The following is a 24,877-nucleotide window of genomic DNA, read 5'->3' as shown; positions in this document are numbered from 1 at the left end:
GAACGCGACAACCGGTGACGCGTCGGGTGCGTGGACCGGGTGCCGTCTCCCACATCGGGTGATGTCACGGAAACTCGGGGAAAAAGTTGCGGCAACCGACAGGAGGTTGTCGTGGAGCGTGGAGACCTGGAACTGGGCGAGTTGCTGGCCGCGGCGGAGGCGGCCCCGCCCGGTGAGTCCGTCGACGTGGTGGCACGCGATCTGCAGAAGCGGTTCGGTGCGGAGCGTGTCTCCTTCCTGTTCGCCGACCTCATCGGTCAGCGGCTGGTGCGCCTCGCCGCGCCCGGCGGTGACACCACGGACCGCACCGAGCCGATCGCCCTGCACGGCAGCCTCTACGACGGCGTGCTCCGCGGCCAGCGCCAACACGTGGAGCCCCAGGGGCAGGACGGGCTGCGTGTCGTCACGCCGGTCAGCAACCGCGGCGACTGCATCGGCCTGCTGGAGGTGACCCTCCAGTCCGCCGACGACACCGCGCTGCGGCAGGTCCGCGACGCGGCCCACGCGCTCGCCTACATCATCGTCACGGACCGCCGCTTCACGGACCTGTACCACCTGGGCCGGCGCACCACCGAGACCAGCCTCGCCGCCGAGATCCAGCACCAACTGCTTCCCTCGGCGCCCTGCTGCGAGGCCGACCAGTTCACCCTCGCCGCCGGACTCGTCCCCGCCGACGACATCGGCGGCGACACCTACGACTACACCCTCGACCGCGACACCCTGCACGTCTCCATCACCGACGCCATGGGCCACGACACGGACTCCGCCCTGCTGGCCACCCTGCTGATCGGCGCGCTGAGGCGGGCGCGCCGCGGCGGCTGCGACACCGTCGAACAGGCCGAACAGGCCCACCGGGCACTGGTGCGCCACAACTGCGGCCTCGCCACCGGCCAGTTGCTCGGCGTCGACCTCGACACGGGCGTCTGCGGACTGGTCAACGCGGGCCACCCCTGGCCCCTGCGGCTGCGTGACGGCACCGTCGAGGAGGTCCCCCTCGCCGTCAACCTGCCGTTCGGTGTCGCCGCGCCCATCCCCTACCGCGCCCAGGAGCTGCGCCTGCGCCCGAAGGACCGCCTGATCCTGCTCACCGACGGCATGCAGGACCGCGGCGCCGCGGCCGTCGACCTGGTCGCGCTCCTGCACGAGACCCGCGCCCTGCATCCCAGAGAGGTCGTGCGCCGGCTGACCGGCGCGGTCCTCGACGCCTGCCGGGGCGACCTCGCGGACGACGCCACTGTCCTGGTGCTCGACTGGCACGGCAACCGCCGCCGCCCGCCGGCCGGGTCGACCGCTTCCCGCCCGGCCGCACGCATGGCCGGTGCGGACCGGGCAACGCGGCAGGCGTGACACGTCTCGGAATCGTCGGGCCGTACGAGTGGCTCGCGCCGGGACAGCCGCTCGCCGAGCCGCCCGCCTCGTGGGCGGCCGGGTGGCGGGCCGCGGACCCGGACCGGTTCACCGTCCGACCCGGAGCGCCCGCCGCCCGCGGACGGCCCGGTCCGAACCGCGTCGAAAAAAATCCTGAGGACGGGGGAATGCGGATCGTGGGCCGGGGTAGGCGCGTGCTTGCCGGACCAGAGCACCGGCGAGCACGAGGCGGATCGACTGGGAGGGGCGGATGATGGCGACGGCCGTACAGACCACTGGACGGACGGCGGGCGTTCCGGAGATCGCGGACCCTTCCAAGGTCGCGCCGAAGGACGCACGAGAGCTGTCGAAGCTCTTCTTCGACCAGCTGGAGGTGCTGGAGGAGGGCACCCCCGAGTACCAGTACGCCCGGAACACGCTGATCGAGATGAACATGTCCCTCGTCCGCTACGCGGCCGGACGCTTCCGCAGCCGCGGTCCGGAGGAGATGGAGGACATCGTCCAGGTCGGCATGATCGGACTGATCAAGGCGATCGACCGGTTCGAGCTGTCCCGCGAGGTGGAGTTCACCTCCTTCGCCGTCCCCTACATCGTCGGTGAGATCAAGCGGTTCTTCCGTGACACATCCTGGGCCGTCCACGTGCCCCGCAGGCTCCAGGAGGCCCGTGCGCAGCTCGCCCGCGCCAACGAGGAGCTCCAGAGCCGCCTCGGCCGGACCCCGACGACGAAGGAGCTCTCCGAGCTGATGAGCCTGCCGGAGGACGAGGTCGTGGAGGCCCAGCTGGCCTCCAACGGCTACAAGTCGGCCTCCCTGGACGCGGCGATCACCAACAGCGAGGACGGCGAGTCCGCGCTGGCCGACTTCATCGGGGACGAGGACGCCGCGTTCGGTCTGATCGAGGACTTCCACGCTCTCGCCCCGATGATCGCCGAACTCGACGAGCGCCACCGCAAGATCATTCACTGGCGGTTCGTGGAGGAACTCACCCAGGCCGAGATCGGCGAACGCCTCGGCATCTCCCAGATGCAGGTCTCCCGTCTCATCTCCCGCCTCCTGACCCGCCTGCGCGAGGGCATGCTCACCGGCGCCTGATCCCGTGTGCCTGACGCCTGACGCCTGACGCCTGACGCTGAGCCCGACGCCCGGGGGCGGCCGCACCGACGCGGCCGCCCCCTCGGCGTGTGCCACGGCAGCCCATGTGGCCAGGCGCACCGCGACGCCGTCGCGCGGGGTGCCGGGAACGGGGTGCCGGACTTTCGCGATGCACGACCGGTCAGAAGCGGTACGTCATGCGGCAATTCACGCCTCGCATGGTCAGTATCGAACGACAACCGAACAACAGCGCAGTCCGTCGCGGGCACTTCGTAGGGTCCCTAGTGCCGCGGCAGGCAACGTTTGCCCGTCGAGGAGCGGCGTTTGGTGCGTGCTCTCGACGGGCCGGGCGCACGTCCTCGTACTGGATGTACTCGGGCTTGTGCCCGGTGCGGCGAGAGTGCGTGCCGGGCGTCGCGACGGGGCAGGCGTTGCCCGTCGCGGCACCAGCACCGGCGGAGAGGGCGATGCCCCTCCCGCGCCATGACTTGGAGGAGATGCCGGGATGAGCAATGTCGAGATCTCGCTGAAGGAGATCATGACGTCGATCGAAGGTGCCTTAGGGACGGCGCTTGTCGACTACACGAGCGGGATGGCGCTGGGCACGCTCGGGGGTGGCAAGGACCTCGACCTGACGGTCGCGGCGGCGGGCAACACGGACGTGATCCGCGCCAAGACCCGCACCATGGAGCACCTGGGCCTCACGGGCGAGATCGAGGACATGCTGATCACGCTCGGCAGTCAGTACCACATCATCCAGCCGCTCAAGGGCCGCAGCGGCAACGGCCTGTTCCTCTACCTCGTGCTCGACCGGGGCAAGTCCAACCTCGCCATGGCCCGCCACCAGCTCAAGCGCGTCGGAGCGGACCTCCACGTGTAGCCATGCCGTGATGCGTGCCCTCGCACGCCCATGACTTGAAGACTTCTTCAACTGGGAATATCCAGATGAGGTCAATGCCATGGGGGTGCGGGGCCGGATCAGCGAGGATGGGCGCAGTACGCGGCGTCGGCCCCGGCCGAACCGTCTGCGCCGGCATCTGGGCCGCCGTGCCGAGAGAAAGCCCGGAGAAAGCCCGTCGAACACGGCAGGGAGCGAGCGATTCTCATGCAGGTCCCCCTCTACCAGGCCAAGGCCGAGTTCTTCCGCATGCTCGGGCATCCGGTGCGCATCCGGGTTCTGGAACTGCTGCAGAGCGGTCCCCTCGCCGTGCGCGACCTGCTCAGTGAGATCGAGATCGAACCGTCCAGCCTGTCCCAGCAGCTGGGCGTCCTGCGCCGTTCGGGGATCGTCGTCTCCATCCGGGAGGGCTCCACGGTGAGCTACGCGCTCGCCGGCGGCGACGTGGCCGACCTGCTGCGCGCGGCCCGCCGCATCCTCACCGAATTACTGGCCGGACAGAGCGAGTTGCTCGCGGAGCTCCAGCAGGCGGAGTTTCAGCCGGCCCTCACCCCGGGCGGCGCCGACCGGCGCCCCTGACCCGCCGGGGCCCGACCGTAGGACATCCGGTCCAGCCGCGCTGCCGAGCGCGGCCCCGCGGTGTGGTGAAGTGGGGATCATGACGACGACTGACACGATCGTGGTGCCGGAGCTGTACGTCGGCTACCCCGGAGTGGCCTTCGGCGGCTATGTCGCCGGCACCCTGGCGGAGCGGTCCGCGGCGAAGGCGCTGCGGGTGGACTTCCGCGGGCCGGTACCGGTCGGGGTTCCCGTACCGATCGCCGAAACGCCCGACGGGGGAGCCGAGTTGGGTGAGGCCGCCCGGCCCCTCGCCGCCGCCCGCCCCGCCGACCTGCCGCTCGACGTGCCGGCCCCACCCTCCTGGGACGAGGCGGCCGCCGCGGCGGAGAGGTTCCGCACGGCACCGCCCCCCGGCGTCGTCGACTGCTTCGGCTGCGGCCTGCGCACCGCTGACCGCGGACTGCGCGTGTACTGCGGACCGGTGCCGGGCAAGGACGTCGTGGCCTCCGCCTGGACCCCGTCGCGGGTCTTCGCCGGCCCGGACGGCCTGCTGCCGGCCCGCCTGGTCTGGGGAGCCCTGGACTGCCCCGGACACTGGGCGGGCCGCTTCCTCGGCACCCAGCGCCCCGGCGCGGTCACCGCCTCCCTCACCGGCACGGTCCTGCGGCCGGTCGCCGCGGGCGAGCCCTACCTCCTGTACGCGTGGCTCCTCGCGGAGTCCGGGCGCAAGCACACGATGGGCGTCGCGCTCACCACACCCGAGGGCGAGCTGTGCGCCGCGTCCGAGTCGCTGTGGATCGACCCCCGGCCCGCCCCCTGAACCGTGCACCCGCCTGGCGTCACGGGGTGTACGGGGCGTCGCTGTGGTGCAGTTCCACCATGGAGGCGCCGCTGACCTCGTACACCGCGGTGCGGGTGAGGGTGACGACGGCCGCCGGATCGTCGTCGCCGCGCGTCCGGTAGACCACGGTCACCTGGCGCGGCGGCCCGGCGGACGGGAAGTCGACGGAGACGACGGGTGTGCGGTCGCCGAGTTCGGCGGTGGCCGCGGGGACGGGGGTGCCGCCGTCGTTGCGCCAGGTGACCAGCGTGTAGAACCTGCCCGTCCCCCCGGTCGAGATCTTCAGGGCGCCCACGGCGTCGGCCGCGCCGTCCCCGGTGATGTCACCGACGGCGCACTGCGGTTGCAGCTCGATCACCACACCGTCCGGTCCTTCCCAGCGGCCCCCGCTGAGGGAGGCTCCCGCGATGCCGTACCCCTCCAGCCCTCCGCCGTCCAGGGACGCGTTCTGCAACTGCGCGCAGGTCAGGGCCTTGGCGCCACCGCCGCCCCCACCGCTCGGCTTCGAGGACGGCGTGGCCGAGGGGGCCTTGGTGGGGGTGCCCGGTGTCTTCTTCGGACTGCCGGGCGTCCTCGCCGGCGTGGGAGTCGCGGACTTCGACGCCGTGCCCGTCTTCCCGCTGCCGTCCACCTCACCCGCAGCCTGGTCCTTCGGTCCGCAGGCCACCACCAGCCCCGCGACCAGCCCCGCCGCTGCCACCCGGGACACCCGTCTTCCACAACCCCTGGATCGGTTCATTCGTCACTCCCCGTCGCGCCATGGCCCGGCCCTTCCGCTGGGCACGGTCGGAGACGCGGACGGGTCGTACACGGTTGCGGCGGGTTGTCCCTGTTCCGTAACGCGTGCTGTCCCGCCCGGCCGGTGCGCGTATCGCCGTCCCCGTCACGAATGTCATGACCGTGTACCGGAGCGGTCGCGGACGGTACCGGGTGCCACGGCCGCTCCCTACCCTCTCCCCCCTGACGACGAGTCACGGGGGAGGCACCCATGCGCACTACAGCCAGAGCCAGAGCCCGAGCGACCGCCAGGGTCACAGCCGGACCCGCCGCCGGGGCCGCAGCCCGCATCAGGGCCGAGGCCGCAGCGGTGCCCGCCCGGAGGGCGGCCCTCGCCGGCCTGTGCGGCGCCCTGCTGCTGGTGTGCGCCCCGGTGCCGTCGGCCCGGGCCGACGGCCACGCCCTGACGCCGCCCGAGATCCTCGGTGTCACCGTCAACGGCGGACGCCCTCTCGTGCTGGGACCCGGCCAGTCGCTGACCTTCCACGCCACGGTCACCGCGCGAGCGGACGTCGGCATCCACCGCCGCGGCGTCGAGATCAGCCTGTTCGGTCCGGACGGGCAGCGCCTGGACGGCCTCTCGGAGCCCGCGCCGGGATGCGCGCCCACCAGCGCGACCACCGCGGTGTGCACCGAGTGGTTCCGCGTCGACACCGGCAGCGCGGAGGTGACCAACGACTGGGCGGGCGACTGGCGTGTGTGGGCCCTGGTGGCGAGCAGCACCATCGACGAGGATCCCGACCACAGCATCACCACCCGGTCGTTCCCCGACGCGTTCATGATGCAGCGCAGGGCACGACTGACCTTCGTCGCCTCGCCCAACCCCGGGGCCGCGGGGCGCGATGTCGGGATGCTGGGCCGGCTCACCGTGGCGGACTGGGAGACCGACGCCTATGCCGGCCGCTCCGGTCAGCCCGTCACCCTCGAATCCTGCGCCGTCCCCTGCCGGACGGTGGAGTCCGTACGGTCACTGACCACCGGTGCCTCCGGGATCACCGGCACGTCCCTACCGGTCACGCTCGACGGCTCGTGGTGGCTCAGATACCGGGGCACCGGCCTGTTCTCCGCCACGCTCTCACCGGGCGTTCTCGTCGATGTCCGGTAGATCTCCGGGGCGCACGGCATTCCCTCGGACACCCCGGATCCCCACTGGCATGGCCGCGGCAGTCACCGCCGGGCCCATCGCGCCCCCGGAAGCTCCGCCGATCCCGCGACGCGCAGTGTCCCACCCACCGACACACCACTGGCAAAGGAGTCCGCAGCGACGGCACTTCGGCCCGAGTGCTGTCGACGACTCCTGTGACAGGACATCAAGAATGCTCGCGCGTAACCAAGTTGACTGTGGTCATCGCCTGACGGGTCGTCCGTCAGATGTCGGTGGGGTCGTCGTACACGAGTGCGTCGGCGGTCGCGCGGAACTCCTCCAGGACGCCGAGGAGCCCGCTCCTGCCCCACAGGGCCAGGCCCAGCACGGCGATGCCGATGGCCGTCATGTGGACCGCCCCCTGGACGTCCCGGCCCGAGGACGCCCGCATCATCGACGGGTCCCCGTGCGCCCAGGCCCGCGTCGCCTGGGCCATGGCGAACTCGTAGTGGGGCGGCGCCGCGGCGGACACCTCGTCGGAGAGCCGGACGAGGTCGTCGAGATTCCAGTGCCGGCCGGTCAGCTCCATGATGGTGATGGTCGAGCGCAGCAGCCCGCTCAGGACGGCGTACACCTCCGTCCAGTCCCGCGCGTCCAGACCGGCCAGGGCCTCGCGCACCGCGACGGCGTCGCAGTACGTGTAGCTCCGCACGGCGTCCAGCGCGGCGTCGTAGGAGGTCCTGTGCGATGCGTCACTCATGCGTTCGACCATAGGGGTGCGTCGGGCGACGGGCATCGGTCTCCCGGCGCAACACGTCTCGGGAGAAGGTACTAGGACCAGCGCCCCCGCACAGAGGTCGAGCCCGCTGTCAAGAAACCTGTTCGGGCTTCGAATTGTCCGATGTGATCCATGTCCGGAGTGATCTGCGACATACGGGGCCTTGCTCCGCTATGAGTAGCTTGGGGTGCTCAGCCCTGTCCATGGCGCTGCGTGACCGGACGCATCGCCCACCGATCCCGGTCCGGGAGACCCATGCGCCTTCGAATAGCCTCCATGCCGCCCCTCGCCCTGACCGGCGGTGCGCTGACCGTGGGCCTCGGCGGTCTGTATCTGGCCGGACTGCTCGTCGCGGGCGGTGACATCGAAGCGGGGACGACGGTTCGCGGGGTGGACATCGGGGGCCTCAGCCACGCGGAAGCCGTCCGCAAACTGGACGATCGGCTGGCGGCGGCCGGAGCGAGGAAGCTGACAGTGAAGGTCGGCGACCGCAGTGCGACCGTCGACCCCCGCCGGGCGGGACTCGCCTTCGACACCGAGCGGACCGTCGACCGGGCGGTGCGCACGGCCTCCGATCCGGTCAGTCTGGTCGGCTCGTTCTTCCGCTCGGGGGGCGACATCGAACCGGTCGTTCGCCTCGACGAGCGCAAGGCCCGCACCGCCCTCGGGAAGCTGGCGCGGGACCTCGACCAGAGGGTCCGCGACGGAGCGGTGACCTTCGAGAACGGCCACGTCGAGCAGGTCACCCCGCGCCGGGGCCACGCCCTGGACGTGGACGCCGCGGTCGACACCCTGCGCACCGCCTTCCTGCACGGTCCGGCTGACACGGCCACGGCGCTGCCCACACGCGACACCGAGCCGAAGGTGGCGGCGGCGGAGGTACGGCGCGCGGTGCGCGACTTCGCCCGGCCCGCGATGTCCGCGCCGGTCACCCTCACCGCGGGCGGCCGGCGGTTCACCATCAGCCCCGCCGTCGTGGGCGAGCACCTGACGATGCGGCCGGACGCCTCCGGCAGACTCGTCCCGGAACTGGACGGCAAGGGGCTGCGTACCGCTCCCGCCGTGGCCCGCCCCCTGGCCGGCCTCACCACCACCCCACAGAACGCCCGGCTGCGGCTGGACGGCGACCGGGTCGTGGTGGCCGAGGACGCCCGGCCCGGCACCCGGGTCACCGACCGGGCGCTGACCGACGCCGTGCTGCCGCTGCTCACCAGGACGGGCGCTGCCCGCAGCGGGGACGTGGCCGTGCGGCGGATCGAGCCGGAGGTCACCCGCGAGAACGCGGCGCGGCTCGGGCTGACGGAGAAGATGTCCTCCTTCACCGTCAACTTCGAACCGGCCGCGTACCGCACGAGGAACATCGGGCGGGCCGCGCAACTCATCAACGGTTCCGTCGTGCAGCCGGGCGAGACCTGGAGTTTCAACCGCACCGTCGGGGAGCGCACCCCGGCCAACGGCTTCGTCGACGGCATCATGATCCTCGACGACAAGTTCACCGAGGCGCCCGGGGGCGGTGTCTCGGCCGTGGCCACGACGATGTTCAACGCGATGTTCTTCGCCGGGGTCGAGCCGGTGGAGCACGGCGCCCACTCCTTCTACATCGAGCGGTACCCCGAGGGCCGTGAGGCGACGGTCGCCTGGGGCAGCCTCGACCTCCGTTTCGCCAACGACTCCGGCCACGCCCTGTACATCCAGGCCGAGGCCACGGACACCTCCGTGACGATCACCTTCCTCGGCACGAAGAAGTACGACGAGATCGAGTCGGTGACGGGCCCCCGTACCCATGTGCAGCCGCCGGAGCGGAAGGTGAGCACCGACGAGAAGTGCGTGCCGCAGACCCCGCTCGAAGGCTTCGACGTCACCGTCGAGCGCGTCTTCCACGACGGCGGCCGGGTCGTGCGGCGGGAGCCGTTCCACACGCACTACACCCCCCGTGACGAGATCGTCTGCGAAGCCCTCCAGCCCTCGGACAGCGGCACCCCCGGCATCCGGTAGCGCCCGCCGGCGCCGGGCGACCGGGACGGAGTCGAGCCCGTGGCGCAGCCGAACAGCCTGACCGCAGCGCCCTGTCGGCAGCGCTCCTCAGGGGGTGGCAGGGTGTGCAGTGGCGGTCACGCCACCGGGTCCGCCGGGTCCGCCGGGTGTGCCGGGTCCGAGCGCGGTCCTGGGTTCGACGCCGTAGGTCACCCGGCCCGCTCCGGGCAGGAGGGCGCCGCCGACCACCTCGCGGGCGAGGAGACTGGAGCGGGCGATCCCGCAGCGGAAGTCGTGCGCGGTGACGGCCGCGACGCGCCGGACCCGCTCCGGCAGGTCGGCCGCGGCGGTCAGCGCGAGCACCGCCCCCATGGACTCCCCGATGGCTGGTGGTTCCCGGAGCGCGGATCGTGGGACGTGGCTGTTGGCTGGGCCTCGCGCCGACAGCGGTGTGCGCTGCGGGGCTTACGCGGCCAGCTCGGCGTACAGCCCGGCCAGGTCGCCGGCCAGGCCCGCCTTGACCTGGCGGGTGAGGTCGTCGGCGAGCACCTCGTACGCGCCCGACTCGACGCCGTCGAGGGCGAGCGCGGCGACGTCGCGAGGGTCGGACTTGGGGGCGTCGACGCCCGCCGCCAGATCCGTGTCGACGTATCCGACGTGCAGACCGGTGACGGCGATACCGCGGGGCAGCAGCTCCAGGCGCAGGGAGTTGGTCTGTGACCACAGGGCGGCCTTGGAGGCGCTGTACGAGCCGCCGAGGGCCAGCCACGACAGGACGGAGTGCACGTTGAGGATGTGGCCGCCGCCGTTGCGCCCGATGACCGGCACGAAGGCACGGGAGAGCAGCAGCGGGCCGTAGAAGTTGGTCTCGAACTCCCGGCGCACGTCGTCCACGGGGGAGTCGAGGAAGGACGCCCCGACCACGCCACCGGCGTTGTTGACCAGCACGGTGACGTCGTCCGCCAGCGCGGCGGCCGCCGCCACGGAGGCCGGGTCGGTGACCTCCAGTGCCACAGGGACCGCGTCGGGGTGCGTCACGGTCCGCGCGTCGCGGGCCGTGGCGTAGACCTTGCCGGCGCCGCGCACGTACAACTCCTCCACCAGAGCCTTGCCGATGCCGCGGCTGCCGCCGGTGACGAAGACGGTGGCGCCCTTCAGAGCGGTCATGACTACCTCCACAGAGACTGGAAACCGATCGGTTTCCATGACAGTAAACCGATCGGTTTTCTCGCGCAAGGTCGCCGGAGGGGCGGGGGAGGGGTTTGGGGGGATCTTGGCGAGAGTTGAGGAAACCGATCGGTTTTCGGTTGTGTTCCGCTGAGTTAACCTCGTGCCATGACCACGGAACCGAAGCAGAGCCCCAGGGAGCGGTTGCTGGAGGCGGCGGCCACCCTCGCCTACCGCGACGGTGTCGGCATCGGCGTCGAGGCGCTGTGCAAGGCCGCGGGCGTGTCGAAACGCTCCATGTACCAGCTGTTCGAGAGCAAGGACGAGCTGCTCGCGGCGAGTCTGGAGCGGCGCACGTCCGCCTATGCGGGGGCACTCCTGCCCGCGGCGGACGACGACCGTTCACCGCGGGAGCGGATTCTGCACGTCTTCGAACAGGTGGAAACGCAGTCGGCCGCGCCCGAGTTCTACGGTTGCCCTTTCCTGGCCGCGCAGATCGAACTGAAGGACCAGAGCCACCCCGCGAGCCGGGTCGCCCGTCAGGTCAAGGACAACCTCACCGCCTTCTTCCACGTCGAGGCGGAGCGGGGCGGGGCGAGCGATCCGGGTCTGCTGGCCCGGCAGCTCAGTCTGGTCTTCGACGGCGGCAGCGCCCGCGCCGGTATCGGCGCGGACCAGCTGAGGGGGCTCCTCGCGCCCACGGTGATCACCCTGCTCGACGCGGCGGGCGTGCGCTGACAGAGGGTTCTCCGCAGCGCCGCCGCCCGCCGCCCGCCACCCGGCCGGGGGGGCGGGGTGGCCGGGTGGTCGGGTGGATCAGCGCAGACCGGCGAAGAGATCGTTCTCGGGGAGAGCCGCGCCGGTGGGGTCCTGGACACGTGTGAACGTCTCCATGCCCATCAACTCGCTGAACCTCTCCTTGCCCATGCCGAGGAAGAAGATGTTCTCGCCCTGGCTGGCGTGTGCGGCCAGCGCGTCGAACTTCTGACCACTGAACGCGGTGGTGTCCACCCACGTGGTGATCTCGTCGTCAGGAAGGCCGATCTCGGCCGGTACGGCCGCCTCGGCGGGATCCGGCTCCGGCATGTCCGGCCGGAACTCGCGCATCAGCTCGCCGAACCGCCGTGTCGTCGAGCGGGGCATCGTCGTCCAGTACACCTTGGGTGTCAGCTCGGTCATCTCCAGCGCCGCCATCGTGATCCGGTGGGCCTGGATGTGGTCGGGGTGCCCGTAGAAGCCGTTCTCGTCATAGGTGACGACCACGTCGGGCCGGTAGTGCCGCATGAGTTCCGCGAGTCGGGCCGCGCCCTTCTCCACGGGGGTCTGCCAGAAGGAATCGGGGGCGTCGTTGCTCGGCCAGCCCGCCATCCCGGAGTCGGCGTAGCCCAGCATCTCCAGATCGCTGATCTTCAGGACCTCGCAGCTCGCCTCGAGTTCCCGGCGGCGGATCGCGGCGACCGCCACCGGATCGTGTCCGGGGCCGCCCGGCTTGACGCCTCCCGGTCCGTCACCGCAGCCGCCGTCGGTACAGGTCACGAGGACCGTGCGGATCCCTTCCGCCGCGTACCGTGCGAGGACCCCTCCGGTTCCCGTGGCCTCGTCGTCCGGGTGGGCGTGCACTGCCATGAGCGTCAGGGGCCGTTCAGCCACGAATCAGTCCTCCTACGGACATATGTCCTGGTCCACATGCGGCGGTGTACCGCGATCACGGGGCCCGGATCCCGGTGCGGCGAACGACCTCGCGGTGTCCGTGGCTCCGCCCGCGCGGTGCCGGCCCCTGAGTCGACCAACTGTGGCGACCGGGCCGGATGTTCCCGGCGCGCCCACGTGACCACCGGCGTGCCCAGGGCGCCCTCGGTCGCGGCGATCCTGCGCGACCTGGGCGTCGGCACGGGCGACCGCGACCGCCTGGTGGGCCACCTGCCCGACACCCCGCACGCGATCGTCGCGTTCCTCGCCGCGGCAAGCCCGGGCGCGGTGTGGTCGGTGTGCGGGCCGGGCCACGGCGGTGCGACCCGGCCGGCCGCCGGTCAGCGTGCGGCAAGGACGCTGTCCACCCGCAGGGCGGTGCCGGTGCGGGAGACGACGTCCTCGACGGTGACGCCGGGAGCCGTCTCGACGAGGGCGAGACCGTCCTCGGTGACGTCGAGGACGCCGAGGTCGGTGATGACCCGGTGGACGCACCGCTCGCCGGTGAGGGGGAGAACGCACTCGTCGAGGATCTTGGGGCTGCCGTCCTTGGCGGCGTGTTCCATCAGGACGATGACGCGACGGGCGCCGTGGACGAGGTCCATGGCGCCGCCCATGCCCTTGACCATCTTCCCGGGGATCATCCAGTTGGCGAGGTCACCCCGGGCGGACACCTGCATGGCGCCGAGGACGGCGGTGTCGATGTGGCCGCCGCGGATCATGCCGAAGGACAACGCGGAGTCGAAGAAGGAGGCGCCCGGCAGCACCGTGACCGTCTCCTTCCCGGCGTTGATCAGGTCGGGATCGACCTCGCCCTCCAGCGGATACGGGCCCGTGCCGAGAATGCCGTTCTCGGAGTGCAGGACGACCTGCACGCCGGGCGGGAGGTGACCGGGGATGAGGGTGGGCAGGCCGATGCCGAGGTTGACGTAGGAGCCGTCGGTGAGTTCGGCGGCGGCGCGGGCGGCCATCTGGTCGCGGGTCCAGGCCATCAGGAACGCACCGTCCTCTTCTCTATCCGCTTGTCGGCGGCTTCGTCGGCGCTGAGCGCCACGACCCGCTGGACGTAGATGCCGGGCAGGTGCACGGCGTCGGGGGCGAGTTCGCCCGGCTCGACGAGTTCCTCGACCTCGGCGACCGTCACCCTGCCCGCCATCGCGGCGAGCGGGTTGAAGTTGGCGGCGGCCCTGCGGAAGACGAGGTTGCCGTGCCGGTCACCGCGCCAGGCGCGGACGAGGCCGAAGTCGGTGGTGATGCCGTGTTCCAGGACGTGGGGGCGGCCGTGGAACACACGGGTCTCCTTGGGCGGGGAGGCGAGGGCGACGACGCCGTCCTGGGCGTAGCGCCAGGGCAGGCCGCCCCGCGCCACCTGGGTGCCGACCCCGGCCGGCGTGTAGAAGGCGGGGATGCCGGCGCCGCCCGCCCGCAGCCGTTCGGCGAGGGTGCCCTGCGGGACCAGTTCCACCTCCAGTTCCCCGGCCAGGTACTGGCGGGCGAACTCCTTGTTCTCGCCGACGTAGGAGCCGGTGACGCGGGCGATGCGGCCGGCGGCGAGCAGGACGCCCAGGCCGCGGCCGTCCACGCCGCAGTTGTTGGAGACGACCTTCAGGTCCCGCGCGCCCTGCTCGTACAGGGCGCGGATGAGGACGTCCGGCACGCCGCTCAGGCCGAAGCCGCCGACGGCCAGTGACGCGCCGTCGGGGATGTCGGCGACGGCCTCGGCGGCACTGCCGCGGACCTTGTTCACGTGCGGGGGTTCCTTTCAGTGGATGTGTGCGCAGGGCGTCAGGGGGTGGGGTGCGGCGCGCCGGAGACCGGCGCGGCCTCGCCCTCCGACCGCTTCACGAGGCGCTCTCACGCAGCGCGTCGGAGACCGACTTCACCCCACCGTGCGCGGTGAGTCCCCCGTCGACGGGGATCTCGGCGCCGGTGATGAACGACGACTCCTCCGACAGCAGGAACACCACCAGCGGGGCGACCTCGTCGGGGGTGCCGGTGCGGCCGAGCGGCGTCTCGCGCACGTTTGCCTCGCGGAAGGCGGGCGCGGCGGAGGCGGTCATCCCGGTCTCGATGTAGCCGGGGTGGATCGTGTTGACGCGGATGCCGCGCGGGCCGAGTTCCAGTGCCGCCGTCCTCGACAGGCCGCGCAGCGCCCACTTGCTGGTGGTGTACGCGACCGGGTAGTGCGCGGTGAGGGCGGCCGAGGAGCCGACGTTGACGATCGAGGAGCCGGGCGGCATCAGCGGCGCCAGGTGCTGGATGCCGAGCAGCGGGCCGGTCACGTTGACCGCGTGCACCCGGGCGAAGTCCTCGGGGCGGACCTCGCCGACGCGGGCGCGCCAGGTGATCCCCGCGTTGTTGACCAGGCCGTGCACCTGCCCGTACGACTCCTTCAGCTCGGCGGCCAGGCCGGCCCAGTCCCGCTCGCTGCTCACGTCGAGGCGGCGGCAGCCCTCGGCGGGGGTGACGTCGGTCGCGACGACGCGGGCACCCTCGCGGCCGAGGGCTTCCGCCGCCGCGGCGCCCTGGCCGCGGGCCGCGCCGGTGACGACGACGACCTTGCCGAGCAGCCTGGTGGCGCGCAGATCGGTCACCGCCGCTCCCGGCCGCGGCGCCGCCCGGTGGGCAGCGGCACGGGGTCGGCCCCCGGGACGACGGTGTTGGTGAGCGTGCCGATGCCTTCGACGGTGAGGGAGACGGTGTCGCCGGGCTTCAGCGGCGGCGGGGTCTGCTCGCCGCGCCGGCCCCAGAGTTCGGCGAGGCAGCCGCCGTTTCCGCACGTGCCCGAACCGAGCACGTCCCCCGGGACGACCCGGGTGCCGCGGGAGGCGTAGGCCGCCATCTCCTCGAAGGTCCAGCTCATGTGGGACAGCAGGTCCGTGCCGACCGTCTCGCCGTTGACCTCGGCGGTCAGGGCGAGGCGCAGGAAGCCGTCGGCGTCCCGGTACGGCTCCAGCTCGTCGGCGGTGACCAGGTGCGGGCCGAGGGTCGTCGCGGTGTCCTTGCCCTTGCACGGGCCGAGGCCGACCCGCATCTCCGCGGACTGGAGGTCCCTGGCCGACCAGTCGTTGAAGACCGTGTAGCCGACGATGTGGTCGCGGGCCTGCTCGGGGGTGAGGTCACGGCCCTCGCGGCCGATGACGGCGCCGACCTCCAGCTCGAAGTCCAGGACCTCGGAGCCGGGCGGGACGGGGATGCCGTCGTGCGGGCCGTAGACGGCGTGCGGGTTGGTGAAGTAGAAGGTCGGTGCGGCGTACCACTGCTCCGGCACGCCGACCGCCCCGCTCACCGAGCGTCGCACGCCCTCGACGTGTTCCTCGAAGGTGACGAAGTCACGGATGGAGGCGGGCTGGAGCGGGGGGAGCAGCCGGACCTGCGACACGTGCGGGCCGGGTGGTACGTCGAGCGCTGCCGCGCCCGCCGCGAGGAGGCCGGGCAGCCCGCCGGACTCCCTCAGCAGGTCGGTGAGCGAGGTGACGCCGGGCAGCGGCAGCAGGGTGCCGTCGTCCTCCACGACGGCCACGTGGCGGCGGTGACGGTGCTCGTAGGCGGCGAATCTCATGGTGCGGCTCCCGGGGATCAGACCGGCGGGGCGACGAAGACGCCGCGGTCGGGGTCGTTGAAGGACTCCTTGGCGACGAGTTCGTTCATCGGGTTGGCGGTGCCCCACTGGTCGGTGACCTCGGGCTGCGAGAAGTCGTAGACGTGCGGGTGCCAGGTGTCCTCGTCCAGGCACTCCAGTTCCGTCGTGTACTCGACGGTGTTGCCTTGCGGGTCGAGGAAGTAGGTGAAGGTGTTGTCACCCGCCATGTGCCGGCCGGGACCCCAGATCTTCCGGAACCCGGCGCGCATGACCCGGCCGCTGCCGCGCATGTACTCGTCGAGGCCGCGCATCTCGAAGGACACGTGGTGCAGGGAGGTGTGCGGGCCCCTGGCCAGCGCCATCGAGTGGTGCTGGGTGGAGATCCGCATGAAGTGCATGACCTCGCCCATGTGCGGGGAGCTGAGGGTGTCGGAGAGGCGGAAGCCGAGGTGGCGCTCGTACCACTCCCGGGTGCGGTTCAGGTCGGGGGAGTTGAGGACGACGTGGGACAGCTTGACCGGGATCGCCTCCTTCTCCTCGATCTTGCGGTGCTGCCGTACCTCGACGTCGGCGGAGACCTCGATGGTGCGTCCGTCGACGTCGAAGAAGCGGAAGCCGTAACCGCCGCCGGGCGTGTCGACCTTGCCCGGTTGGGAGATCAACTGCACGCCCCCGGCCAGCAGTCGCTCGGCGAGCGTGTCCACGTCGGCGGCGTGGGCGGCGCCGTAGGAGACCAGGTCGAGACGCTTCTCCTCGGCCTTGCGCAGCCGGACGACGTACTGCTCGGGGGAGCCCTCGGCAGCGAGGAAGGAGATCCCGGAGTCCTCGGCGACCTTCGTCAGGCCCCAGACCCCGGCGTAGAAGTCGAGTTGCTTGTCGTAGTCGGGCACGGCGAGGTCGACGTGCCGCAGATGGGTGAGCAGACGCATGGGAATCACTCCAGAGAGAGCAGGGCGGTGGCGTTCGCGCCGCGTACGGCCTCGAAGGCGGCGTCGGTCAGTCGGGCGGCGCGCAGCGCGCCGACGGGGTCCTCGGTCCCCATGTCGAAGGGGAAGTCGGAGCCGAGCAGCACCCGGTCGGCACCGGCGACGCGGACCAGTTCCCGCAGCACGTGCGGGTCGTGGACGAGGGAGTCGAAGTACAGGCGCCCGAGGTAGCTGCTGGGTGGGTGGGCGCAGCCGGCCGCGGCGTCGGAGCGGGTCGACCAGGCGTGGTCGGAGCGGCCGATGTGGGTGGGCAGATAGCCGCCGCCGTGCGCGGCGATCAGCTTCAGCTCCGGGTGACGGTCGAGGACGCCGGAGAAGATCAGATGGGACAGCGCGACGGCGTTCTCGGTCGGTTGCCCGACGGTGTTGGACAGGTACCACTGGTCCAGCCGCTCGTCGAGCGTGCAGCCGAAGGGGTGCAGGAAGAGAAGGGCGCCGGTTTCCTCCGCCCGGGTCCAGAAGGGTTCGTAGGCAGGGTCGGACAGTTCCCGTCCCGCCGTGTGGCTGGAGATCTCCACGCCCGCCAGGCCGTGTTCCAGCGCGTGGTCGAGCGCTCGCACCGTCTGGGCGGGGTGCTGGAGCGGGACGAGGCCGAGCCCGCGCAACCGGTTGGGCGCGGCCGAACAGTGGGCCGCCGTCGCTTCGTTGGCGAGTCGGTACACCTTCTCGGCCGTCTCCTCGTCCGCCCAGTAGTGGTAGTGCGAGGGCGAGGGGCTGACCAGCTGGAGGTCGACGCCCTGCGCGTCCATCGCCGCCAGGCGGACGCCCACGTCAGTGAGGTACGGGACGCGCTCGCGCACCATCGGCCCGTTCACGGCGAGGGCGGCGGGGCCGTTGCGGCGGGCGTCCAGCGCCCTCGCCTCCGCCAGCCCCGGCAGGCCGGCCACCAGGGCCTCGACCTCGGGCAGCAGCAGATGGGCGTGGACGTCCACCGTGGGGGCGGTGCTCATGGCAGCTCCCGCAGCATCGTCATGGTGCGGACCATCAGACCGGGCACGTCCGCGTCGCGGACGCCGTCGAGCTGCCACTGCCCGATCTGCACGGACGCCTCCACGACCGGCCGGACGCGGGCCATGCGGCGGTCGTGGTACGCCTGGAGGAGGCCGTCGTTCCAGGGCTCCCCGGAGGTCAGCAGCTGGGCGAGCACCCACGCGTCCTCCAACGAGAGCGCCGCGCCCTGCGCGAGCGTGGGCGGGCAGCAGTGCGCGGCGTCACCGATCAGCACCACCCGGCCGCGGTGCCAGGAACCCTCGACCAGCAGCCGGTCGAACCAGGTGTAGTTCACCTTGGCCGGGTCGGTGATGGACGCGGTGATCTCCGGCCAGAAGCCCCCGTAGGCCGAGGCGAGGCGGCGCATCTCCTCCGCGTACGTCTCCGGAGGGATCGAGGCGCGGTCGCGGTTGGCCTCGACGACGTAGGCGTAGATCGTCGTGTCGCTGGTCGGGCAGTACCCGGCGATGTAGGCCGGGCCGCCGTAGGCCAGGTCGGTGCGGGTGACCCCGGCCGGGCGGGGCGCGGCGACCCGCCAGATGGCCATGCCGGTCGGCTCGGGCTTGTCGGTGACACCGATCGCCGCGCGGGTCGACGAGTTGAGGCCGTCGGCGCCGATCACCAGGTCGTAACGGCCCTCGGTGCCGTCGGTGAAGCGCACCGACACACCGTCACCGTCCTGCTCCAGCGACTCCGCTTCCGTTCCCAGCCGCACCCGGGCGCCACAGGCGCGGACGGCGTCGATGAGGGTCCGCTGGAGCTGTGGGCGCTGCATGCCGACGGTGGCGGGCAGGTCGTCCCCGCCGGTGCGCAGGTCCTCGGCGACGTGCAGGACGGTGCCGTCGGGAGCGGTGATGCCGACGGAGCCGAAGGCGAAACCGGACGCCTTCACCTGCTCCCATACGCCCAGTTCGCGCAGGACCCGCAGGGCGTTGCCCTGGAGGGTGATGCCGGATCCCGCGGTGGCGTTCCAGTCGTCCTTGGCCTCGATCAGGTCCACGGTGATTCCGGCCCGTCGCAGGAGGATCGTCACGGCGTTGCCGGCCGCGCCGCCTCCTATGACGAGGACCGAGCGGGGTGTGGTCATGGCGGGGAACTCCTTCGCTCCGCTGGTTACTTGACGGCGATGGGGTTGACCGGAGAGCCGACCGCGCCGGTGATGGGCAGGGGCGCCGCGGTGAGCCAGAACGTGTACTCGCCGTCGGCGGCACAGTCTTCGGCGAGCGCGTCCGGATCCCACATCTCGCCGATGAGCAGGCCGATATGGGGGATGGCGACCTGGTGCAGCGGCTGGAAGGCGTGCTCGAACTCGTTGGGCCGCACTTCGAAGCCCCAGGTGTCGGTGGCGATCGCGGCGATCTCGCTGCCGTGCAGCCAGCCCGCCGTGGTGAACGACAGGCCAGGGGCCGGGCCGCCGGCGTAGTCGCCCCAGCCGTCGCGGCGAACCCGGGTGAGCTGACCGGTGCGGACCACCACGATGTCCCCGCGGCCCGGGGTGACGCCGTGCGCCTGCGCCGTCGCCGTCAGATGCTCCTCGGTGATCGCGAATCCATCGGGCAGCTCGCCGTTCTCGCCGATCACACGGCCGACATCGAGCAGGACGCCCCGGCCGGCGACATACGGTGCCATGTGCTCGATGCCGGTCACCAGGTCGCCGTCGGACGTGACCACCTTCTCGGCGGCACGTCCGTTCCAGGCCAGCCCGTGGTCGAAGATGTGCCCGAGCCCGTCCCACTGGGTCGAGCACTGCAGCGGCATCGCGATGACGTCGTCGGCGCCGCCGATGCCGTGCGGGAATCCCTGGACACCGAGCGCCGCGTCGGTGCCGGTGTCCAGCATGGTGTGCACGGGGTTGGTGCGCCTGCGCCAGCCCTTCTGCGGGCCGTTCATGTCGAAGGACTGGGAGAGGGAGAAACTGACTCCGCGCCGGACGAGTGCGGCGCCCGCGCGGCGCTGGTCCTCGGTGAGGAAGTTCAGGGTCCCGAGCCGGTCGTCCGCACCCCAGCGGCCCCAGTTCGAGAAGGACTTGGCGGCCTCGGCGATGGCGCCCTCGGGGTCGTGCCGGTTCACGGGGCCGCCTCGGCGAGGCACCGGGTGCGCTGCACACCGAGCCCGGTGACGCGGCCCTCCATGACGTCGCCGTCGCGCAGCAGCCGGCCCCAGTGCATGCCGTTGCCGGCCGGCGACCCGGTGAGCACGAGGTCGCCGGGGAGCAGGCGCGCGGTCTGCGAGGCGTAGGACACCAGGCGGGCGACCTTGAAGATCATGTCCTTGGTCGACTCGTCCTGCATGGTCTCGCCGTTGAGCTTCAGCGTGACGTGCAGGTCGTCCGGGTCCGCGATCGACTCGGCCGGGACGATCCACGGGCCGAGCGGGGTGAAGCCGGGCGCGTTCTTGCTGCGCAGCCAGTCGGTGCCGATCTGCGGCATGTCCCGGCGGAAGACGGTGGCCCGGTCGGTGAGGTCGTTGGCGATGGTGTACCCGGCGACGTACCGGGCCGCCTCCTCCACCGGTACCCGGTGGGCGGGCCTGCCGATCACGACCGCCAGCTCCAGCTCCCAGTCGGGCTGCTCGGCCCAGGCGGGCAGCACCACGTCGTCGTACGGGCCGGTGATCGCGCTCGGCAGGCCGACGAAGACGTACGGCAGGTCGTCGGCCGCCCTCCGGTCCATGATCTCCGCGGCCTCCGCGCGGCGTTCGCTCTCCGGCCGGTCGTCGCCGGGCGCGCGGTGGGCGACGTGCAGGTCGATGACGTGCTGCCGGTAGTTGGCGCCTGACTGGAACACCTGGCGGGGGGTCACCGGCGCGTGCACCCGCAGGTCCGCGACGGGCGTGCGGGCCGGGCCGGCGTCGGTCGCGAGCGTGCGCAGCCGCGGCAGGACGGTCTCCCAGCGGTCCAGCACGTCGAGCATGGTCAGCCGGTCGTCCCCGAGGGCGGCACGCAGGTCGACGGCCTGGCCGTCCGGGGTGACGAGGGCGGGGAACTGCGGCCCGTCAGGGGCGGAGAGGGTGGCGAGGGCGAACGGTCCGGCGAAGAGCGCGGACGCAGGTGCGGGTTTCACGGACGTGTCCTCCTGATTGCGGTGCGACTAATCTGTACCCGCCGCCCGTGATCAGGGAAATAGATTCTGTGGATGATCGGCATCCACGCCGTTTATTGCCCCCGTTCGCCGCCCCCATCGTCGCACCCCCTGCGAGGACCGTCCGTGAATCTGGCCCGTCTCGATCTCAATCTCGTCGTCGCCCTGCGCGCCCTGCTGGAAGAGCGGAACGTCACCCGGGCGGGACAGCGCGTCGGCCTGAGCCAGCCCGCGATGAGCGCGGCCCTCGCCCGGCTGCGCCGCCACTTCGACGACGACCTGCTCGCCCGCGTCGGCGGCCACTACGAGCTGACCGCCCTCGGCCAGGTTCTCCTGGACCGCACCTCCACGGCCTACGACGTGCTGGAACGCCTCTTCTCCAGCCAGGCCGACTTCGACCCGGCCAACGAGAGCCGCGAGTTCAGACTGATCGCCACCGACTACGCCGTCTCCGTCTTCGGCACCGAACTCGCCCGCGTCGTCCACGAGGAGGCCCCCGGTATCCGGCTGCGCTTCACCCAGACCCCGCCGACCGTGGTCGACGACACCGCCACCCTGCTCAGCGCCACCGACGGCCTGCTCATGCCGCACGGCGTGATCAGCGACTTCCCCGCCACCGACCTCTACGACGACCGCTGGGTCTTCCTCGTCGCCGCCGACAACCCCGGTGTGGACGAACGGCTCACCCACGCCGACCTGGTCCGGCTGCCGTGGGTCACCTACCAGCGCACCTACGACGCCCCCGCCGTGCGCCAGCTCGGCATGCTCGGCGTCGAACCGCGCGTCGAGGTCTCCGTCGACAGCTTCCAGCTGCTGCCCCTGCTGGTCGCGGGCACCCGCCGGATCGCCCTCGTCCAGGCCCGCCTCGCCCGGCTCATGGCGCCGGTGGCCGACGTACGCGTCGTCGAGCCGCCGTACGAGGTGGTCCCGCTGCGCGAGGCCCTGTGGTGGCATCCCGTGCACACCCACGACGCCGCCCACATCTGGCTGCGGGAGACGGCGGCGCGGGTCGGAGCGCGGCTGTCCCGCGCGGACGAGGGGTGACGCGACGAAGCCACCTCACCAGCAGCCGGTCCGCTCCCACGCCGTTCGCTTCGGTGCGACCCGATCACCGGGGACGCCGCCGTACCCGTGTGGCGCACCGTCACCGTCGCGGCCGCCACCTGCGTGGACGCCGATGCCGTGACCACGGCGGCGATCGTGCTCGGCGAGCGGGCCCTCGGCCGGCTGCGCGCCACCGCGCTGCCCGCCCGGCTGACCGGTCTCGACGGCACGGTCACACGCGTGGGCGGCCGGCCGTCCGACACCCCCGCCCCCGTCCCCGCGAACTCCTGGAGCACGGCCACCGGAGGCCCGCGATGACGACACCGGCCCTGACCGGCAGCCCTCTGGCCTTCCCCGACCACCTGCGCACCCACGCCCGCCGGGCCGTCGCCGCTGCCCCCGCCTCGCCCCCCACGCCGACGACGCACCCGGGTGACTCCCCCCGTGAGGGAACACCTGTCCACTGGCCGCACGGCACCGGAGCAGGGCCGGTCGTCCCCTGGCGCCCGCTCGGCTGCCGCGATGTCATGGAAGCGGCACGACGGGTCGTTGCACCGGACGGACCGAGGTAAGCGATGAACCACACCATCCCCATCCCGGCACGGCTGCGCCGCCTGACCGGCGCCGTCCAGTCCTCCCGGCTCGAGCCCTTCCTCCTGGCCGTCACGGCGGTGGCCCTGATCGCCGGCGGCATCGCCTGGCTCGCGGGTGCCGAAGGTCTCGCGGACCTGTTCTGGGCTCTGGGCACCGTGTCCGCCGTCGTCCCCGCGGTGGGATGGGTGCTGGCCGCCCTGCGGCGCGGACACGCGGGCGTGGACCTCATCGCCGTAGTCGCCCTGGTCGGCACCCTGGCCGTGGGCGAATACCTCGCCGGCGCCCTGATCGCACTCATGCTCGCCACCGGCCGCACCCTGGAAGCCGCCGCACAGCGGCGCGCCTCCCACGACCTGCGCGCCCTGCTCGCACACGCCCCGCGCTCGGCACACCGCCGCACCGACACCGGAGTGGCCACGGTGCCCCTCGGCGACGTCGCCGTCGGCGACCTGCTCGTCGTCCGCCCCGGGGAGGTCGTGCCCGTCGACGGCCGCGTCGAGAGCGCCGCCGCGGTCCTCGACGAGTCGGTGCTCACCGGTGAACCCCTCCAGGTCGAACGGGTCCGCGACGAAGGGGTCCGCAGCGGTGTGGTCAACGCGGGCGGCGCCTTCGAACTACGCGCCACCGCCTCCGAGCGGGACAGCACCTACGCCGGCATCGTGCGGCTGGCCCAGCAGGCCGGGGCCGAGTCCGCGCCGGTCGTGCGGCTGGCCGACAGGTACGCCGCATGGTTCCTCCCGCTGTCCCTCATCGTGGCGGGGCTGGCCTGGCTGATCAGCGGATCCGCGGTCCGCGCGGTCGCGGTCCTGGTCGTCGCCACCCCGTGCCCCCTGCTGCTCGCGGCACCGGTCGCCATCGTCTCCGGCCTGTCGCGCGCCTCGCGCCTCGGCGTGGTCATCCGCGACGGCGGCGCGCTGGAGAACCTCGGCCGGGCCCGCACCCTCCTGCTCGACAAGACCGGCACCCTCACCCGAGGCCGCCCCCGCGTCCTCGACGTCACCGCCGCCCCCGGCCTGAAGCCCGCGGAGGTGCTGCGTCTGGCGGCCTCCGTCGACCAGTACTCGCCGCACGTCCTGGCCCAGGCCATCGTCGACACCGCCCGCGAACGCAAGCTGGAGCTGTCGCTCCCGACGGACGTCACCGAGGAGCCCGGCCGGGGCGCCTCCGGCACCGTGGACGGCCACCGCGTCTCCATCGGCCGCCTCGACCCCGCAGCCGCGCGCCCCACCTGGGCCAAGGCGGTCGACAACCGCGCACTCCTCGACGGCGCGGCCGTCGCCTGGCTCACCCTCGACGGACAGCCGGCCGGGGCCGTCCTGCTGCGCGACCCCCTGCGCCACGACGCCCCACGCACCCTGCGCCACCTGCGGTCGGCCGGCATCGAGCGGCTGCTGATGCTCACCGGCGACCGTGCCGCGCCCGCCCACGAAGTCGCCGCCGTCCTCGGCCTCGACGGCGTGCGCGCCGAACTCACCCCGGCCGACAAGGTCGCCGCCGTACGGACCGAACGCGAACACGCCGTCACCGTGATGGTCGGCGACGGCGTCAACGACGCCCCCGCCCTCGCCGCCGCCGACATCGGCGTCGCCATGGGCGCCCGAGGCTCCACCGCCTCCTCCGAAGCCGCCGACATCGTCCTGACCACCGACCGCGTCGACCGTCTCGCCGACGCCGTCACCATCGCCCAACGCGCCCGCCGTATCGCCGTCCAGAGCGCGCTGGGAGGCATGCTGATGTCCCTGGCCGCCATGGCCGCGGCCGCCGTCGGCCTGCTCCCACCCGCCGTCGGCGCACTGCTCCAGGAGGGCATCGACGTCGCCGTCATCCTCAACGCCCTGCGTGCCCTGCGCGTCGACCAGGCCGCGCGCCCGGCCCTCACTGCCGCCGCAGAAGCCCTCATCCACCGTTTCGCCGCGGAACACGACGACCTCCAGGACGTCCTCGACTCCGTACGCGACGCCGCGGACCGTCTCTCCGACACCCCCGGCCCCAAGGCGCTGGCCGCCGTCGAGGAGACCCACCACCTGCTCACCGAACGGCTCCTGCCCCACGAATACGCCGAGGAACACCAGCTCTACCCCGCTCTCGCCCCCACCCTCGGCGGCCCCGAGGCCACCGCGACCATGAGCCGTGCCCACACCGAGATCGAACGCCTCTCCCGTCGCATCGCCACCCACCTCCAACTCGCCCGCACGGACGGCGGCCTGGCCCCCGAACAACTCGACGACCTGCGCTCCTGCCTGTACGGCCTCAACACCGTCCTGCGCCTGCACTTCACGCAGGAGGAGGAGAACTACTTCTCGCTCGCGCCGTAGAACGCGGAACGGACGGCCGGTCCGGTGTTCGCGCTGCTCGGCCTGAGCGGCGCCC

Annotated in this window: 24 protein-coding genes and 1 pseudogene; 11 read left to right on the top strand and 14 right to left on the bottom strand. The window is 72.3% G+C overall.

Translation table 11 applies throughout. From position 1 onward, the window contains the following. The first annotated feature begins 111 nt into the window (after positions 1-111). The 5 genes from GSY65_RS03845 to GSY65_RS03825 all read left to right on the top strand — a co-directional run bounded on the left by GSY65_RS03845 (position 112) and on the right by GSY65_RS03825 (position 4,740). Positions 112-1,347: a PP2C family protein-serine/threonine phosphatase gene (locus GSY65_RS03845; RefSeq protein WP_159765955.1), complete on the top strand. Its 1,236-nt coding sequence runs from the start codon at positions 112-114 to the stop codon at positions 1,345-1,347. A 271-nt stretch (positions 1,348-1,618) separates the two neighbouring features. Next, a complete protein-coding gene (locus tag GSY65_RS03840; RefSeq protein ID WP_159765954.1) occupies positions 1,619-2,461 on the top strand; it encodes an RNA polymerase sigma factor SigF in 843 nt (280 codons plus the stop codon). Between the two features lie 505 nt (positions 2,462-2,966). Next, positions 2,967-3,341, top strand: a complete 375-nt coding sequence (locus GSY65_RS03835; RefSeq protein WP_159765953.1) for a hypothetical protein — start codon at positions 2,967-2,969, stop codon at positions 3,339-3,341. Between the two features lie 225 nt (positions 3,342-3,566). Further along, complete coding sequence (locus tag GSY65_RS03830) at positions 3,567-3,938, top strand: ArsR/SmtB family transcription factor (protein WP_159765952.1); 372 nt, start codon at positions 3,567-3,569, stop codon at positions 3,936-3,938. Between the two features lie 79 nt (positions 3,939-4,017). Further along, a complete protein-coding gene (locus GSY65_RS03825; protein WP_159765951.1) occupies positions 4,018-4,740 on the top strand; it encodes a hotdog fold domain-containing protein in 723 nt (240 codons plus the stop codon). A 19-nt stretch (positions 4,741-4,759) separates the two neighbouring features. Here the strand turns inward: GSY65_RS03825 and GSY65_RS03820 are convergent, their stop codons facing one another. Beyond that, on the bottom strand, positions 4,760-5,470 hold the full coding sequence (locus tag GSY65_RS03820) for a hypothetical protein (protein ID WP_159765950.1): 711 nt from the start codon (positions 5,468-5,470) through the stop codon (positions 4,760-4,762). A 279-nt stretch (positions 5,471-5,749) separates the two neighbouring features. On the opposite strand from GSY65_RS03820, the gene GSY65_RS03815 reads away from it, so the two are divergent. Continuing rightward, positions 5,750-6,643, top strand: a complete 894-nt coding sequence (locus tag GSY65_RS03815) for a hypothetical protein (protein WP_159765949.1) — start codon at positions 5,750-5,752, stop codon at positions 6,641-6,643. 262 nt (positions 6,644-6,905) lie between these two features. Here the strand turns inward: GSY65_RS03815 and GSY65_RS03810 are convergent, their stop codons facing one another. Beyond that, the gene (locus GSY65_RS03810) at positions 6,906-7,382 is read right to left on the bottom strand and encodes a hypothetical protein (RefSeq protein ID WP_159765948.1); all 477 of its coding nucleotides are present in this window, start codon (positions 7,380-7,382) and stop codon (positions 6,906-6,908) included. Positions 7,383-7,655: 273 nt separating this feature from the next. Between GSY65_RS03810 and GSY65_RS03805 the strand changes: the two genes are divergently transcribed. Further along, entirely contained in the window at positions 7,656-9,395 is a 1,740-nt protein-coding gene (locus GSY65_RS03805) for a VanW family protein (protein ID WP_159765947.1), read from the top strand. Between the two features lie 138 nt (positions 9,396-9,533). On the opposite strand, the pseudogene GSY65_RS03800 reads toward GSY65_RS03805, so the two are convergent. Both GSY65_RS03800 and GSY65_RS03795 read right to left on the bottom strand, forming a co-directional pair. Next, a pseudogene (locus GSY65_RS03800) lies at positions 9,534-9,776 on the bottom strand (alpha/beta fold hydrolase); the annotation flags it as partial. A 63-nt stretch (positions 9,777-9,839) separates the two neighbouring features. Further along, positions 9,840-10,541 (bottom strand): SDR family oxidoreductase, encoded by a 702-nt coding sequence (locus GSY65_RS03795; RefSeq protein ID WP_159765946.1) that lies wholly within the window; start codon positions 10,539-10,541, stop codon positions 9,840-9,842. A 168-nt stretch (positions 10,542-10,709) separates the two neighbouring features. Here GSY65_RS03795 and GSY65_RS03790 point away from each other — a divergent pair, with 168 nt between their 5' ends. Then, positions 10,710-11,279 (top strand): TetR/AcrR family transcriptional regulator, encoded by a 570-nt coding sequence (locus tag GSY65_RS03790; protein WP_159765945.1) that lies wholly within the window; start codon positions 10,710-10,712, stop codon positions 11,277-11,279. A gap of 78 nt (positions 11,280-11,357) precedes the next feature. On the opposite strand, the gene GSY65_RS03785 is transcribed toward GSY65_RS03790, so the two are convergent. From GSY65_RS03785 to GSY65_RS03740, 10 genes are all read right to left on the bottom strand, one after another. Next, on the bottom strand, positions 11,358-12,191 hold the full coding sequence (locus GSY65_RS03785) for a PIG-L family deacetylase (protein ID WP_159765944.1): 834 nt from the start codon (positions 12,189-12,191) through the stop codon (positions 11,358-11,360). Between the two features lie 380 nt (positions 12,192-12,571). Further along, positions 12,572-13,222: a CoA transferase subunit B gene (locus tag GSY65_RS03780; protein ID WP_159765943.1), complete on the bottom strand. Its 651-nt coding sequence runs from the start codon at positions 13,220-13,222 to the stop codon at positions 12,572-12,574. Next, positions 13,222-13,977 carry a CoA transferase subunit A gene (locus GSY65_RS03775; RefSeq protein WP_159765942.1) on the bottom strand — a complete coding sequence of 252 codons (756 nt, stop codon included), beginning with the start codon at positions 13,975-13,977 and terminating at the stop codon, positions 13,222-13,224. Before GSY65_RS03775 ends, GSY65_RS03780 begins: the two co-directional genes overlap by 1 nt. Before the next feature lie 94 nt (positions 13,978-14,071). Continuing rightward, complete coding sequence (locus GSY65_RS03770) at positions 14,072-14,824, bottom strand: SDR family oxidoreductase (protein WP_159765941.1); 753 nt, start codon at positions 14,822-14,824, stop codon at positions 14,072-14,074. Further along, the gene (locus GSY65_RS03765; protein ID WP_159765940.1) at positions 14,821-15,792 is read right to left on the bottom strand and encodes a fumarylacetoacetate hydrolase family protein; all 972 of its coding nucleotides are present in this window, start codon (positions 15,790-15,792) and stop codon (positions 14,821-14,823) included. The genes GSY65_RS03770 and GSY65_RS03765 overlap by 4 nt, the downstream gene beginning before the upstream one ends. A gap of 17 nt (positions 15,793-15,809) precedes the next feature. After that, the gene (locus GSY65_RS03760; protein WP_159765939.1) at positions 15,810-16,742 is read right to left on the bottom strand and encodes a VOC family protein; all 933 of its coding nucleotides are present in this window, start codon (positions 16,740-16,742) and stop codon (positions 15,810-15,812) included. A 5-nt stretch (positions 16,743-16,747) separates the two neighbouring features. Further along, positions 16,748-17,749 carry an amidohydrolase family protein gene (locus GSY65_RS03755; RefSeq protein ID WP_159765938.1) on the bottom strand — a complete coding sequence of 334 codons (1,002 nt, stop codon included), beginning with the start codon at positions 17,747-17,749 and terminating at the stop codon, positions 16,748-16,750. Next, the gene (locus GSY65_RS03750) at positions 17,746-18,876 is read right to left on the bottom strand and encodes an FAD-dependent oxidoreductase (protein ID WP_159765937.1); all 1,131 of its coding nucleotides are present in this window, start codon (positions 18,874-18,876) and stop codon (positions 17,746-17,748) included. Before GSY65_RS03750 ends, GSY65_RS03755 begins: the two co-directional genes overlap by 4 nt. 26 nt (positions 18,877-18,902) lie before the next feature. After that, positions 18,903-19,859 (bottom strand): cyclase family protein, encoded by a 957-nt coding sequence (locus GSY65_RS03745; protein ID WP_159765936.1) that lies wholly within the window; start codon positions 19,857-19,859, stop codon positions 18,903-18,905. Continuing rightward, complete coding sequence (locus GSY65_RS03740) at positions 19,856-20,851, bottom strand: fumarylacetoacetate hydrolase family protein (protein WP_159765935.1); 996 nt, start codon at positions 20,849-20,851, stop codon at positions 19,856-19,858. Before GSY65_RS03740 ends, GSY65_RS03745 begins: the two co-directional genes overlap by 4 nt. 144 nt (positions 20,852-20,995) lie before the next feature. On the opposite strand from GSY65_RS03740, the gene GSY65_RS03735 reads away from it, so the two are divergent. From GSY65_RS03735 to GSY65_RS03725, 3 genes are all read left to right on the top strand, one after another. Next, positions 20,996-21,913 carry a LysR family transcriptional regulator gene (locus GSY65_RS03735; RefSeq protein ID WP_159765934.1) on the top strand — a complete coding sequence of 306 codons (918 nt, stop codon included), beginning with the start codon at positions 20,996-20,998 and terminating at the stop codon, positions 21,911-21,913. 87 nt (positions 21,914-22,000) lie between these two features. After that, on the top strand, positions 22,001-22,231 hold the full coding sequence (locus GSY65_RS03730; RefSeq protein ID WP_236579692.1) for a hypothetical protein: 231 nt from the start codon (positions 22,001-22,003) through the stop codon (positions 22,229-22,231). A gap of 257 nt (positions 22,232-22,488) precedes the next feature. Then, positions 22,489-24,822 (top strand): heavy metal translocating P-type ATPase, encoded by a 2,334-nt coding sequence (locus GSY65_RS03725; protein WP_159765933.1) that lies wholly within the window; start codon positions 22,489-22,491, stop codon positions 24,820-24,822. The last annotated feature ends 55 nt before the right edge of the window (positions 24,823-24,877 follow it).

It is taken from the genome of Streptomyces sp. HM190, from assembly GCF_009857135.1.
Taxonomy (GTDB): domain Bacteria; phylum Actinomycetota; class Actinomycetes; order Streptomycetales; family Streptomycetaceae; genus Streptomyces; species Streptomyces heilongjiangensis.
Note: the sequence above shows the minus strand (reverse complement) of the source record. Positions and strands in the feature narration are given on the sequence as shown.

Excerpts from the sequence above, each read along its gene's own strand:
- GSY65_RS03815 (WP_159765949.1), top strand. The coding sequence starts at position 5,750 with ATGCGCACTACAGCCAGAGCCAGAGCCCGAGCGACCGCCAGGGTCACA.
- GSY65_RS03765 (WP_159765940.1), bottom strand. The coding sequence starts at position 15,792 with ATGAGATTCGCCGCCTACGAGCACCGTCACCGCCGCCACGTGGCCGTC.
- GSY65_RS03755 (WP_159765938.1), bottom strand. The coding sequence starts at position 17,749 with ATGAGCACCGCCCCCACGGTGGACGTCCACGCCCATCTGCTGCTGCCC.
- GSY65_RS03780 (WP_159765943.1), bottom strand. The coding sequence starts at position 13,222 with ATGGCCTGGACCCGCGACCAGATGGCCGCCCGCGCCGCCGCCGAACTC.
- GSY65_RS03795 (WP_159765946.1), bottom strand. The coding sequence starts at position 10,541 with ATGACCGCTCTGAAGGGCGCCACCGTCTTCGTCACCGGCGGCAGCCGC.
- GSY65_RS03810 (WP_159765948.1), bottom strand. The coding sequence starts at position 7,382 with ATGAGTGACGCATCGCACAGGACCTCCTACGACGCCGCGCTGGACGCC.
- GSY65_RS03760 (WP_159765939.1), bottom strand. The coding sequence starts at position 16,742 with ATGCGTCTGCTCACCCATCTGCGGCACGTCGACCTCGCCGTGCCCGAC.
- GSY65_RS03825 (WP_159765951.1), top strand. The coding sequence starts at position 4,018 with ATGACGACGACTGACACGATCGTGGTGCCGGAGCTGTACGTCGGCTAC.
- GSY65_RS03840 (WP_159765954.1), top strand. The coding sequence starts at position 1,619 with ATGATGGCGACGGCCGTACAGACCACTGGACGGACGGCGGGCGTTCCG.
- GSY65_RS03835 (WP_159765953.1), top strand. The coding sequence starts at position 2,967 with ATGAGCAATGTCGAGATCTCGCTGAAGGAGATCATGACGTCGATCGAA.
- GSY65_RS03805 (WP_159765947.1), top strand. The coding sequence starts at position 7,656 with ATGCGCCTTCGAATAGCCTCCATGCCGCCCCTCGCCCTGACCGGCGGT.
- GSY65_RS03750 (WP_159765937.1), bottom strand. The coding sequence starts at position 18,876 with ATGACCACACCCCGCTCGGTCCTCGTCATAGGAGGCGGCGCGGCCGGC.
- GSY65_RS03830 (WP_159765952.1), top strand. The coding sequence starts at position 3,567 with ATGCAGGTCCCCCTCTACCAGGCCAAGGCCGAGTTCTTCCGCATGCTC.
- GSY65_RS03790 (WP_159765945.1), top strand. The coding sequence starts at position 10,710 with ATGACCACGGAACCGAAGCAGAGCCCCAGGGAGCGGTTGCTGGAGGCG.
- GSY65_RS03725 (WP_159765933.1), top strand. The coding sequence starts at position 22,489 with ATGAACCACACCATCCCCATCCCGGCACGGCTGCGCCGCCTGACCGGC.